At 58.3% G+C, this 12,847-nt stretch carries 13 protein-coding genes; all 13 read right to left on the reverse strand.

Features of this window, described 5'->3' with window-relative positions; translation table 11 throughout:
- Positions 1-164 precede the first annotated feature (164 nt).
- Complete coding sequence (gene carA / locus ACIQ39_RS00385; protein WP_396432625.1) at positions 165-1,334, reverse strand: glutamine-hydrolyzing carbamoyl-phosphate synthase small subunit; 1,170 nt, start codon at positions 1,332-1,334, stop codon at positions 165-167.
- Between the two features lie 199 nt (positions 1,335-1,533).
- Positions 1,534-2,307 (reverse strand): TrmH family RNA methyltransferase, encoded by a 774-nt coding sequence (locus ACIQ39_RS00390; protein ID WP_396432626.1) that lies wholly within the window; start codon positions 2,305-2,307, stop codon positions 1,534-1,536.
- The gene (gene rnhB, locus ACIQ39_RS00395; RefSeq protein WP_396432627.1) at positions 2,298-2,921 is read right to left on the reverse strand and encodes a ribonuclease HII; all 624 of its coding nucleotides are present in this window, start codon (positions 2,919-2,921) and stop codon (positions 2,298-2,300) included. The genes ACIQ39_RS00390 and rnhB overlap by 10 nt, the downstream gene beginning before the upstream one ends.
- Positions 2,893-4,047: a lipid-A-disaccharide synthase gene (gene lpxB, locus ACIQ39_RS00400; RefSeq protein ID WP_396432628.1), complete on the reverse strand. Its 1,155-nt coding sequence runs from the start codon at positions 4,045-4,047 to the stop codon at positions 2,893-2,895. The genes rnhB and lpxB overlap by 29 nt, the downstream gene beginning before the upstream one ends.
- Before the next feature lie 20 nt (positions 4,048-4,067).
- The gene (gene lpxA, locus ACIQ39_RS00405) at positions 4,068-4,862 is read right to left on the reverse strand and encodes an acyl-ACP--UDP-N-acetylglucosamine O-acyltransferase (RefSeq protein WP_396432629.1); all 795 of its coding nucleotides are present in this window, start codon (positions 4,860-4,862) and stop codon (positions 4,068-4,070) included.
- Between the two features lie 5 nt (positions 4,863-4,867).
- Positions 4,868-5,314 (reverse strand): 3-hydroxyacyl-ACP dehydratase FabZ, encoded by a 447-nt coding sequence (gene fabZ, locus ACIQ39_RS00410; protein ID WP_396432630.1) that lies wholly within the window; start codon positions 5,312-5,314, stop codon positions 4,868-4,870.
- The gene (gene lpxD / locus ACIQ39_RS00415; protein ID WP_396432631.1) at positions 5,311-6,303 is read right to left on the reverse strand and encodes a UDP-3-O-(3-hydroxymyristoyl)glucosamine N-acyltransferase; all 993 of its coding nucleotides are present in this window, start codon (positions 6,301-6,303) and stop codon (positions 5,311-5,313) included. The genes fabZ and lpxD overlap by 4 nt, the downstream gene beginning before the upstream one ends.
- A gap of 23 nt (positions 6,304-6,326) precedes the next feature.
- Positions 6,327-6,845 (reverse strand): OmpH family outer membrane protein, encoded by a 519-nt coding sequence (locus ACIQ39_RS00420; protein ID WP_396432632.1) that lies wholly within the window; start codon positions 6,843-6,845, stop codon positions 6,327-6,329.
- Positions 6,845-9,163: an outer membrane protein assembly factor BamA gene (bamA, locus tag ACIQ39_RS00425; RefSeq protein ID WP_396432633.1), complete on the reverse strand. Its 2,319-nt coding sequence runs from the start codon at positions 9,161-9,163 to the stop codon at positions 6,845-6,847. The genes ACIQ39_RS00420 and bamA overlap by 1 nt, the downstream gene beginning before the upstream one ends.
- A gap of 235 nt (positions 9,164-9,398) precedes the next feature.
- Positions 9,399-10,592 carry a 1-deoxy-D-xylulose-5-phosphate reductoisomerase gene (locus ACIQ39_RS00430; protein ID WP_396432634.1) on the reverse strand — a complete coding sequence of 398 codons (1,194 nt, stop codon included), beginning with the start codon at positions 10,590-10,592 and terminating at the stop codon, positions 9,399-9,401.
- A 16-nt stretch (positions 10,593-10,608) separates the two neighbouring features.
- A complete protein-coding gene (locus ACIQ39_RS00435) occupies positions 10,609-11,457 on the reverse strand; it encodes a phosphatidate cytidylyltransferase (RefSeq protein WP_396432635.1) in 849 nt (282 codons plus the stop codon).
- 71 nt (positions 11,458-11,528) lie between these two features.
- Positions 11,529-12,089, reverse strand: a complete 561-nt coding sequence (gene frr / locus ACIQ39_RS00440; protein WP_396432636.1) for a ribosome recycling factor — start codon at positions 12,087-12,089, stop codon at positions 11,529-11,531.
- Between the two features lie 24 nt (positions 12,090-12,113).
- The gene (gene pyrH, locus ACIQ39_RS00445) at positions 12,114-12,836 is read right to left on the reverse strand and encodes a UMP kinase (protein ID WP_396432637.1); all 723 of its coding nucleotides are present in this window, start codon (positions 12,834-12,836) and stop codon (positions 12,114-12,116) included.
- Between the last annotated feature and the right edge of the window lie 11 nt (positions 12,837-12,847).

Here is a 12,847-nt window from a genome sequence, read left to right on the forward strand (position 1 = left end):
GATCGGTCATGATCGTGGCCGGGTTGCTGTTGATCAGGATGACTTTGTAGCCCTCTTCACGCAAGGCCTTGCAAGCCTGCACGCCCGAGTAGTCGAACTCGCAGGCTTGACCAATGATGATCGGGCCTGCGCCGATGATGAGGATGCTTTTCAGGTCGGTACGCTTAGGCATTGTGGGTCTCCATCAAGTGGATGAAGCGGTCAAAGAGGTAAGCAATGTCGTGCGGGCCGGGCGATGCTTCAGGGTGGCCCTGGAAGCAAAACGCGGGCTTGTCGGTGCGGGCCAAGCCTTGCAAGGTGCCGTCAAACAAAGACACGTGGGTGGCGCGCAAGTTGGGGGGCAAGGACTTTTCGTCCACCGCAAAACCGTGGTTTTGGCTGGTGATGGAGACGCGTCCGGTGTCAAGGTCTTTCACCGGGTGGTTGGCACCGTGGTGACCGAACTTCATTTTGAAGGTCTTGGCGCCACTGGCCAGGGCCATGATTTGGTGGCCCAAGCAAATGCCAAAGGTCGGGATGCCGGTCTCGATCAATTCGGTCGCCGCCGCAATGGCGTAGCCACAGGGCTCAGGATCACCGGGGCCGTTGGACAAAAAGACGCCATCGGGCTGGTGCTTGAGCACTTCAGCAGCTGGGGTCTTGGCTGGCACCACCGTGACTTTGCAGCCGCGCTGGGCCAGCATGCGCAAGATGTTTTTCTTGACGCCAAAGTCGTAGGCCAGCACATGGAACTTGGGCTGCGCCAAGCTGCCGTAGCCTTGGCCTAAAACCCACTCGGTCTCAAGCCAATCGTAAGACTGGGACACAGACACTTTTTGTGCCAAATCGAGACCAGACATGCTGGGCGCAGCTTGCGCAGTCGCCACCGCTTGGTCGATCAGGGTTGGCGTGACTTGCTGACCTTGGGCCAAGCCCACAATGGCCCCGTTTTGGGCCCCTTGGGTGCGCAAGATGCGGGTCAGTTGGCGCGTGTCGATGTTGGCCATCGCCACAGTGCCCGCATCGATCAAATAGGCCGACAAGCTTTGGCTGGATCGGAAGTTGCTGGCGATCAAAGGCAGGTCTTTGATGATCAAGCCAGCGGCATGGACTTTGTCAGATTCGATGTCTTCCAGGTTGACGCCATAGTTGCCAATGTGCGGGTACGTCAAGGTGACGATCTGCTGGCAGTAGCTGGGGTCGGTGAGGATTTCTTGGTAGCCGGTGAGCGCGGTGTTGAACACCACTTCGCCGACTGTGGAGCCAGTGGCTCCGATCGAGTTGCCGATAAAGACCGTGCCGTCTGCAAGCGCCAAAATGGCGGGCGGGAAAGTTCCCTGAAGAGACAAGAGCACTGGGTTCTCCGGAATAGTTCGGGTACGCCTCAGCGCTCACCAGAGATGCGATCTCTTTTGGGCTGCTTGTTCGAGGATGGGGCCTAGGCTGGACTGTGGCGTACGGGTTGATGCGGGAAAGCCCACTATTATAGCTGAGGACTCCATAAAAACCCTGATAAAAAGCCTGCGCCAAAAGCGGCCCAGCGCCCATGGCCGGTCAGGGTTTGGCGGTCGCGCTGGCGTGCAAACAGATGGCGGCAGCGGTGGCCACATTCAATGACTCTTCCCCTCCGGGCTGGGCAATGCGCACGGTTTGCTGGGCTATGGCCATCAGGGATTCGCTCACGCCCTGCCCTTCGTGCCCAAACACCCAAGCGCACACCGATGGCACCTCACCGCGTCTCAAGCATTCGTGCAAAAAAGGGCCTGCGTGCGAACTGGTGGCCAAAAGGGGGACCCGTAAAGCGGCCACCTGAAGCTCGCTGACCGACTCCACCAGTTTCAAGCCAAAATGCGCCCCCATGCCGGCCCTGAGCACCTTGGGTGACCACAAAGCCGCTGTCCCTTTGAGCGCCATGACTTGCCGGTAACCAAAGGCCGAGGCGCAGCGCAAGATGGCACCCACATTGCCCGCGTCTTGCAAGCGGTCCAACACCACGGTGGGCACTTGGGGCAAGAGCTGCGTTTCAGGGTTCCAGGCCAACACAAAACCCATGCGAGCAGGCGACTCCAAGCCGCTCAAGCTGGCAAACAAAGCATCGGGCACAACAAAGGTCTGCGCCGACACATCCGCCCACTGCTCCCCCTTGTGCGCTTGGAAAGACTCGGTCAAGACCATTTGCATGGGCCGCAGGCCGCGCGCCAAAGCGGCGCGGCAAAGATGATCACCCTCCAACCAAAACTGCCCGGCCTTGCGGTAGGCCGTGCCATCTTGTGCCAAACGCCGCCAAGCCTTCACATGGGGGTTGTCTTTGGACGTGATCAACTGCACCGCACACTCCTGGCCACCGGGGCAAATGTCATTCTGTGGCAGTCCGTCGGACCGTGCGCTTGCAAGGCCGCCATGTGCTGGGCCGTGCCGTAGCCTTTGTGCTGGTCAAAGCCGTAGGCCGGGTAGCGCTGGTGCATCGCATGGCACAAATGGTCACGGTGCACTTTGGCCAAAATCGAAGCGGCCGATATGGCGGGCACCAAGGCATCACCTTTCACAATGGCCTCGGCCCGCATGGCCAATGTGGGGATGCGGTTGCCGTCCACCAGCACCAGTTTGGGCGGCAAGCGCAAGGCCTGAACGGCACGCTTCATGGCCAGCATCGTGGCCTGCAAAATGTTGATCTGGTCAATCTCTTGCACACTGGCTTCGGCGATGGCAAAACACAATGCACGCGCCCGAATTTCATCAAAAAGAAGCTCGCGCCGCTTGGCTGTGAGCTTTTTCGAATCGTTCAATCCTCGGATGGGGTTCAAATCATCCAAAATCACAGCGGCAGCCACCACCGGGCCAGCCAGAGGCCCCCGTCCGGCTTCGTCCACACCGGCCATGAGGCCGGTGCTTTCAAACCACAAGGCGGCTTGGTCAGCGCGCAAGGACTTTTTCGAGGACATCGGTGGACAGCTTTGCAGTTTCGCGCTGCAACGTCAGGTGCAATTGTTGGAATCGGATTTGCAAAGCGTCCACCCGGTCTGGCGCGGACAACCAAGCCAAACAAGCTTGCGCCAAGGCCTCGGGCGTACAGCGTTCCTGCAGAAATTCGGGCACGATGAATTCGCCGCACAAAATGTTGGGCAAGCCGACCCACGGCTGCAACTGTTGACGTTTCATGATCTGCCAGCTGAGCCAATTCATCTGGTAAGCAATGACCATGGGCCGCTTGAACAATGCCGCCTCCAGCGTGGCCGTGCCACTGGCGATTAAACACACATCACAGGCAGCCAATGCCGCGTGAGACTGTCCGGCCACCAGTTTCAAACCCGGCACACCGCCTTGCGCCGCGACCCATGCTTGGATGCGGGGCAACAAACTCGGGATGGCGGGCAGGACAAATTGAAGGCCCGGCTGCTGGCGCTGCATGTGCTGTGCGGCTTGCAAAAATCGGGGGGTCAAATGCTCAATTTCAGAGCGTCGACTGCCGGGCAAAAGGGCCACCACAGGCCGCTGCGCATCCAGGCCCAAAGTCTGCCGGGCCGCCCATCGGTTGGGGGCCATGGGAATGGTTTGCGCCAGAGGGTGGCCCACATACGTGGCCTGCACGCCCGCTTTGGCCAAAAGCGCGGGCTCAAAAGGAAAAATGCACAGCATGTGGTCCACGCTGCGCCGGATTTTATCGAGCCGTTCGGCACGCCAAGCCCAAACCGAGGGACAAACAAAATGCACGGTGGGAATGCCCGCTGCCTTGAGCTGGGTCTCCAAATCCAGGTTGAAGTCTGGCGCATCCACACCGATGAAAACATCGGGCTTTTGAGCGAGCAAGCGTTGACGCAACTGATTGCGCACCGCGACGATGCCCCGGTAGTGGCGCAGCACCTCGACATACCCGCGCACAGCCAACAGCTCATGCGACCACCAAGCCTCAAAGCCTTGGGCTTGCATGCGTGGCCCGCCAATGCCAAAAGCCTGCGCCTGAGGCCATCGCGCCTGCAAGCCTTGCAGCAACAAAGCGGCCAGCATGTCGCCAGAAACCTCGCCAGCCACCATGGCAAAGGACAAAGCCCCCGCGGGGGATGCAGACATGGGCAAATGGGCGGACGCTGTCAACGCACGATACCGCGCTGGGGCGACGCTGCCTGCAAAAAGCGCAACATCATCTCCACATCCGCTTGGGACTCGGGCTTGGCCTGGGCCAAAGCAGCAATGCGGGCCATGGCTTCTTGCAGTGAGCAGCCATCGCGGTAGAGCGCTTTGTGCATGGCCTTGACGCTGCTGATGCGTTCGGCTGAAAAACCTCGGCGGCGCAAGCCTTCAAAGTTCATGGAACGCGCCTGCGCTGGTTGGCCCTGGGCCATGACAAAGGGCGGCAAATCGGCAAACAGCAAGGTGTTCATGGCGGTGAAGCTGTGCGCACCAATGCGGCAAAACTGGTGCACCACCGTGAAACCGCCCAAAATCACCCAGTCATCCACCACCACATGGCCGGCCAACTGGGTGTTGTTGGCAAAGATGGTGTGGTTGCCCACCTGGCAGTCATGCGCCAAATGCACATAGGCCATGATCCAGTTGTCGTGGCCCAGTGATGTCAGTGCGCGGTCGCCGGGCGAGCCAATGTTGAAAGTACAAAACTCACGGATGGTGTTGCGGTCCCCGATCATCAATTCACAGGGTTCGTTGTTGTATTTTTTGTCCTGCGGTACAGCGCCCAAGGAGTTGAACTGGAAAATCCGGTTGTCGCAGCCAATCGTGGTGTGACCCTCGATCACACAATGACTGGCCACTGCCGTGCCTGCACCGATGCGCACATGGGGGCCAATCACGGTGTAAGGCCCCACCGAAACCGAACTGTCCAGTTCGGCGCCCGCGCTGATGATGGCCGTTGGGTGGATCTGGCTCATGCCGCTCAAGCCTGTGGGATTTTCCGCATGGTGCACATCAACTCGGCCTCGGCCGCTATCTCATCACCCACTTTAGCCCTTGCTTTGAACTTGAAAACGCCAGACTTCATGCGATCGAGTTCAACTTCCAAAATCAACTGGTCACCCGGCTCCACAGGCCGCTTGAACCGCGCAGCGTCGATGCCCGCGAAGTAGTACACCGTTTGGTCATCGGGTGTTTCACCCAAGGTGTCAAAAGCCAGCAAAGCTGCGGCTTGGGCCAAAGCTTCGAGCATCAGCACCCCCGGCATCACTGGCCGGTGGGGAAAATGGCCTTGAAAATGGGGCTCGTTGATGGACACGTTTTTCAGCGCCTTGATGCGCACGCCCTTTTCGAGTTCCAACACCCGGTCCACCAACAATATCGGGTAGCGGTGCGGCAACTGTTTGAGAATTTGATAAATGTCCATCATGGTGAGGTGTCCTTGTTGTTGTCATGCCCGCTCTCTAAGGCCTTGATGCGCTCACGCAAGCGTGACAATTGTTTGAGACTGGCCGCGTTTTTTTCCCACTGGGCATTGCTGTCCAATGGGAACATGCCCGTGTAATGGCCGGGCTGCAAAACCGATCGCGTGACCACCGATGCGGCCGAAATGTGCACATGATCTGCCAAAGTCAAATGGCCCAGTACCACCGCGCCGCCGCCAACGGTACAGTGCGCCCCGATGCGAGCGCTGCCCGCCACGCCAGCGCAGCCCGCCATGGCCGTGTGCGCACCGATGTGCACGTTGTGGCCGATCTGGACCAGGTTGTCGAGCTTGACACCATTTTCGATCACCGTGTCGTCCAAGGCACCTCGGTCAATGCAGGTGTTGGCACCAATTTCCACATCGTCGCCAATGCGCACCGCGCCCAGTTGTTCGATTTTTTCCCATTGTCCTTGGTGCAAGGCAAAACCAAAACCATCGGCACCGACCACCACACCCGAATGCAAAATGCAGCGCTCGCCCACAGTGCAAGCCTCGGACAAGGTGACGCGCGATTTGAGCACGCTGCCCGCCCCCACTTTGGCACCACGCTCGAGCACGCACAAGGGGCCGATGATGGCATCCTCGGCCACCCAAGCTTCGGGCGAAATGACGGCGCTGGGGTGGATGCGAGGACCGGCAGGCACAGGCTCGCGCTGCTTCCACAAGCGCGTCAAACGGGCGAAATACAAATAAGGGTCATCGGTCACAATGGCCGAGCGGCCAATGCTGGCCGCCGCCTCAAAAGCCGGCGAAACCACCACACACCCAGCTTGGCTGGTGGCCAATTGGCTTTGGTATTTGGGGTGACTGAGAAAACTGATTTGCTGCGGCCCGGCCGACTGCAAAGAGGCCAGGCCACCGACCACCCAGTCAGGGTCGCCGTGCAAACGCCCACCCAAGCGATCAACCAAAGTGCCAAGCGTCAAAGACACAAAGACAGACCGAAAAGCCGTGCTTATTTCGCCACAGAGGCGTTGAGCGCCTTGATGACTTTGGCGGTGATGTCATGCTTGGGATTGACGTACACGGCTTCTTGAAAGATCACGTCGTATTTTTCAGACTCAGCGACCTGCTTGACGGCCCGGTTAGCACGCTCGACCACGATTTGTTGCTCCTCGTTTTTGCGTGCATTCAAGTCCTCTTGGAACTCACGGCGTTTGCGCTGGAACTCACGGTCTTGGTCGATCAATTGTTTTTGACGGGCGGTGCGCTGCGACTCGGCCAAAGTAGGGGCTTCGCGCTCAAATTTTTCTGAGGCCTGCTTGAGGGTATTGCCTGCTTCGACCAGCTCTTTTTCGCGCCGAGCAAACTCTTGCTCGAGTTTGACCTGCGCTTGCTTGGCCGTGTCGGCTTCACGGAAGATGCGCTCGGTGTTGACAAAGCCCATCTTGAATTCTTGCGCCTGAGCCAAGCAGGTCAACGAGCTGGCCGCAAGCAGCAAGGCCAAGGATAATTTTTGACGCAAGGTTTTCATCAGAATGAGGTTCCAATTTGGAATTGAAGTCGTTGGATTTTATCGTTGGTCTGCTGGCGAACCGGCAGGGCATAAGAAAAGCGCAAGGGCCCCAAAGGCGATATCCAGCTCAAGCCAATGCCCACAGAGGCGCGCAACTCGTCGGCAGAGACACTTTCGTCCTCAGCATACGCACGCCCAATGTCGGTGAACCCAAACAAGCGCAAAGTGCGGTCGTTGCCCGCGCCAGGAAAAGGCATCAACAGCTCGGCGTTGAGCACCAGCTTTTTAGGGCCACCTAAATAAATGGGGGCCGAATTCGCAGTTGTGGTGGTCTGGCTGGGGCCCAAGGTGGACTGTTCAAAGCCGCGCACACTGCCCAAGCCGCCGACATAGAAGTTTTTAAACAAGGGGTATTCCTGCCCCCTCAAGCCTTGTCCCCAACCCAAATCGGTATTGAAGGCAAAGGTGTATTTTTTACTGATGGGAATGTATTGCTGGAACTGGTAGCTGGTGCGCACGTAGCGCACGTCGCCCGCCACGCTCACATCGGCGTTGAAGCGCTGCAAGCTGCCCTCGGTAGGCACCAAAGCACTGTCGCGGCCGTCACGAGCCCAACCCACTGTCAGCGGCAGGGCCGTGCTGGTTGTGCCAAATTTATCAGCATACTGGCGGTAAGCGTCTGGCAAACCATTGCCCTCGCGAATTTCTGTCTGCTCGGCATTGAGCCCAAAAAACACCGTGTCGTTTTCTGTCACCGGCACACCAAAACGCAAACCAGCGCCCGTATTGATCAGGCTGTAGGCGTCAAGGTCCCCCAGATAGGGTCGGGTGGTGCGGTGAAACACATCGAAGGTTCTGGATATGCCGTTTTGAGTGAAATAAGGGTCGGTGGTGCTCACCACAAAATTGCGGTTGAACTTGCTGGTGTTGACTTCGACCGCCAAGAAATTGCCTGTACCAAAGGCATTTTCTTGGCGAATGCCAAAGCTCAAAGCGACTTTTTCTGCCGATGAGAAGCCAGCACCCAAAGAAATGCTGCCGGTTGGTTTTTCGGCCACGGTGAAGAGCAAATCCACTTGATCAGGCGCGCCAGGCACTTCGATGGTTTCGACGTTCACGTTGGTGAAATAGCCCAAGCGGTCCACCCTGTCGCGTGACAAACGGATCTTGTCGCCGTCGTACCAAGCGGATTCGAACTGGCGAAATTCGCGGCGAATGACTTCGTCACGTGTGCGGTCGTTGCCAGCCACCTGAATGCGGCGCACATAAGCCCGGCGAGACGGCTCGGCCTCCAAGACAAATTCCACCCGGTTGTTTTGGCGGTCAATTTCAGGCTTGGCTTGAACACGCGCAAAGGCAAAACCAAACTTACCAAAATAGTCGGTAAAAGCCTTGCTGGTTTCGGCCACAGTCTCGGCGTTGTAGGGCTTGCCAACGGCGATTTTGACCAAGGACTTGAATTCATCCTCGCGCCCGAGGTAATTGCCCTCTAGCCGCACGCCCGAGATCACAAAGCGCTCACCCTCGGTGATGTTGATGGTGATCGCCATGTCCTGTTTGTTGGGCGACATGGCCACTTGCGTGGAGTCAATGCGAAACTCTAAGAACCCGCGCGACAGGTAAAACGAACGCAAGGACTCGAGGTCGGCGTTCAGCTTGGTGCGCGCATAGCGGTTGGATTTGGTGTACCAACTCATCCAGCCACCGGTGTCCAGATTGAACTGGTCGCGCAAAGTGGCTTCACTGAAAACCTGGTTGCCAACGATGTTGATTTGTTCGATCTTGGCGGGGCCACCTTCTGTGATCGTGAAGGTCAGGTTGACACGGTTGCGGTCGATTGGGGTGGCCGTGGTCACAACCTGCGCGCCATAAAGGCTGCGGCTGATGTATTGGCGCTTGAGTTCTTGTTCAGCTTTGTCGGCCAGGGCTTTGTCGTAAGGACGACCCTCGGCCAAGCCCACATCTTTCAAGGCACGCAAAATGACGGTTTTGTCAAACTCTTTCAAGCCGACAAACTCCACATCGGCCACAAAAGGGCGCTCTTGCACCACCACCACCAAAACCTCACCTTGGATTTCGAGCCGCACGTCTTGGAACAAACCCAGTGCGAACAAGGCCCGAATGGCTGCTGCCCCTTGCTCATCTGAGTAGCTGTCACCCACCCTGAGCGGCAAGGACGCGAAGACCGTACCGGGTTCAACCCGCTGCAAGCCCTCGACCCGAATGTCGCGCACAGTGAAGGGGTCAATCGCCCAAGCAGGCAAACTGAGCATGGCAACGGCCAAGGCCTTCAGGGCGCAAGGAAGGGCGGTACGGCGGAGATCGGAAAAAATCATGGTGCAAGTGCTCAAAAACCAAAGTCATTTCCAGGCTTGGAAATCAGACTTTTCAAAATGCCCCAATGGGGCTCAGCCTCATCGACAGCCGACAGAAAAAACCAATCCTGTCTTGGTCTTACCCCGGCCAAGCGGCGCGTAAACATCGAAAGATAATACATCAGGACGAGGCCTGCTGGGCCGTCATGCGCTGCGTTATGAGGCCTGTGTTGCGAGGGGTCAAAGGAACAGGAAGTCAACGCAAACCCACGATGATTTCCTTGGCTTTCTGGCGGCTCAAGCTGTCCAAATCGAGCAAATCGTCCAGTCCATTCGGCGGCGCACAGACCAGGCTGTCCAAGGTCTGTTGGTTCACGCTGTGGATCTGGTCAAAACGAATGCGTTGTTCCAAAAATGCTGCCACGGCCATTTCATTGGCCGCGTTCAAAACCGCGCAACTGCCCGGCGGACCCTTGAGCGTGTCCCAAGCCAGGCGCAAACCCGGAAAACGCTGCAGATGCTCGGGCGTGTCCATGGCCTCAAAGGTCATGGCCGACAAGGCGTGAAAGTCCAAAGCTGCCGCACCCGAGGTGATGCGCTCGGGCCAACTCAGGCCGTAGGCAATCGGCACGCGCATGTCGGGCGTTCCCAATTGCGCCACCACCGAATGATCGCGAAACTGCACCATCGAATGGATCACGCTTTGCGGGTGAATCACCACCTCCAACTGCTGCGCTGACAGGCCAAACAAATAGCGCGCCTCGATCACCTCAAGGGCCTTGTTCATCATGGTGGCCGAATCCACCGATATTTTTCGCCCCATGACCCAATTGGGATGGGCGCAGGCCTGCTCGGGCGTCACGTCTTTGAGCGTGCGCGGATCTCGGGTGCGAAATGGGCCGCCCGATGCAGTCAAAATGATTTTTTGCACACGCCGCTGCCAACTTGAGGGGTCTTCCGGCAAGGACTGAAAAATGGCCGAATGCTCGCTGTCGATCGGCAGCAGCAAGGCCCCGCCCTCGCGTACAGCGCGCATGAAGACTTCACCGCCCACCACCAAAGCCTCTTTGTTGGCCAGCATCAATCGCTTGCCCGCTCGCGCCGCCGCCATGCACGGCGACAGACCTGCCGCGCCGACAATGGCCGCCATCACCGCATCCACGGCCGGGGCGCAGGCCACTTCGTCCAAAGCCGCCGCGCCCCATCGAACCTGCACGGGCAAACCTTCTGCCCGCACCCGTTGGGCCAACAGCTTGCCCGCTGGCTCTTGCGCCATCACCGCCACCTCTGGCAGAAACTGAGCGCATTGGGCGAGCATCAAATCCACCTGGCTGGAGGCCGTCAAGGCATGGATGCGGTATTGCCCAGGGTGACGCCCCAGCACATCCAAAGTACTCATGCCGATAGAGCCGGTCGAACCCAAAATCGTGATGCACTGTTGTTTGTTCATGCCAAACGTCTCCCCATCAAGTCCAGGTCACCAGCATCATGGCCAAGGGCAAGGTGGGCAACAAAGCGTCGACCCGGTCGAGCACCCCACCATGGCCGGGCAGCAAACCCGAGCTGTCTTTCATGCCAGCGCTGCGTTTGACCAGCGACTCGACCAAATCACCCACCACACTCATGGCCGACATGAACAACAAAGCGGGCACGGCGACCCAAGCACTCTTGGCCCATAGCAGGGTGTAAAAACTGTCACTTGCGCCCGGCTGATGGCTGTCAAAGGCAGTCCACGCCCATGACACCAAAAAGACACCCAAGATGCCCCCCAGCACGCCTTCCCAGCTTTTGCCGGGGCTGATGGCGGGTGCCAGCTTCACCGCAAAGCAACGGCCGCCCAAAGCCCGGCCCACAAAATAGGCGAACACATCGGCGGCCCAGACCAAAACCAACACCGACAACAGGAAATTCACGCCCCTTTGGTGGCCTTGCGCCAAAGCCAGCCAAGCCAGCGCCAGCAGCAACAAGCCAGCCACCCAGCGCACTTGACGCGGCCACAAAGCCCAACCGCTCACACCGCGCTGGATCATCCAAGCACCGAGCAAAACCCACATGGCCCCAGCCACCAACCACAACTGGGGCGGGGTCGATTGCACCCAACCGAGCTGATAGGCCAGCGCACACGCCGCCACGCACAAGCCGCCGCCCAACCAAGCTTGCAGCGGGTTCAATCCATTGAGTCGCCCCCACTCCCAAGCCCCGGCCCCAATCAAAACCACCGTCAGAACCATGAATGGCCAAGGCGTGGTTGCCAACAGGGCAAGCAGCAGCAAGCTCAGCAAAAGCAGCGCGGTGATGACACGTTGTTTGAGCAAAAAATCTCCAGAAAAAAGGCCGCCAGGGGCGGCCGTTCAAGCCGCAAGACAGCACGGCAGCATGATTTGCTTCAGACCGCCATGATCTCTTGTTCTTTGGCGGTCACCAACTGCTCGATCTCAGACATGCGCTTATCGGTCAGTTTTTGAATGTCGGCCTCGGCACGCTTTTGGTCGTCTTCAGAGGCCTCTTTGTCTTTGACCAGTTTTTTCACCGATTCATTGGCATCCCGGCGCACATTGCGAATCGCGATCTTGGCGTTTTCACCTTCGGTGCGGGCCAGCTTGGTCATCTCTTTGCGGCGCTCCTCGCTCATGGCGGGCATGGGCACACGGATCAACTCACCCAATGACGCGGGGTTCAGACCCAACTCGCTTTCCCGGATGGCTTTTTCGATTTTGGCAGCCATGCTCTTTTCCCAAGGCTGCACACTGATCGTGCGCGAATCCATCAAGGACACATTGGCCACTTGCGACAAAGGCACCAAAGAGCCGTAGTAGTCCACATGGATGGTGTCGAGCAAGGCTGGGTTGGCGCGGCCCGTGCGGATGCGGGTCAGGTTGTTTTTGAAAGCCGCGATGGATTGCTCCATTTTGGTTTCACTGGTTTTTTTGATGTCGGCAATGGTCATGGGGCTCTCCTCGTCAGAACGTTCTCAAGCATAAACCAGGGTGCCTTCGTCTTCACCCAGAACCACGCGCTTCAAGGCACCGTTCTTGATGATCGAAAACACTTTGATGGGTAATTTTTGGTCTCGGCACAAAGCGAACGCAGTGGCATCCATGATGCCTAAGTTGCGCGAAATCGCCTCGTCGAAACTGATTTCAGAGTAACGCGTGGCTGTGGGGTCTTTTTTGGGATCGGCAGAGTAGACCCCATCCACCTTGGTGGCTTTGAGCACAATTTCAGCACCGATCTCTGCCCCGCGCAAAGCCGCCGCGGTGTCGGTGGTGAAAAACGGATTGCCTGTGCCGGCCGCGAACACCACCACCTTGGCCTCTTCCAAATACTGCAAGGCCTTGGGGCGTACATAGGGCTCCACCACTTGGTCGATGCCAATGGCCGACATCACGCGCGCAGTCAAACCGGCCTTGTCCAAGGCATCGGCCAAGGCCAAGGAGTTCATGACCGTGGCCAGCATGCCCATGTAATCGGCGGTGGCCCGGTCCATGCCCACGGCGCCGCCGGCCACCCCTCTGAAAATGTTGCCACCACCAATGACCACGGCCACCTGCACGCCCAGCCGCGTGATCTCGGCGATCTCCTCGGCCATGCGCACAATGGTGGCACGGTTGATGCCAAAAGCATCGTCCCCCATCAAGGCCTCGCCGGACAGCTTGAGCAAAATGCGCTTATAGGCTGGTTTGGCTGTGGACATGACAAGCTCCT

The sequence above is a fragment of the Limnohabitans sp. genome (genome assembly GCF_044361645.1).
Lineage (GTDB): Bacteria > Pseudomonadota > Gammaproteobacteria > Burkholderiales > Burkholderiaceae_C > Limnohabitans_A.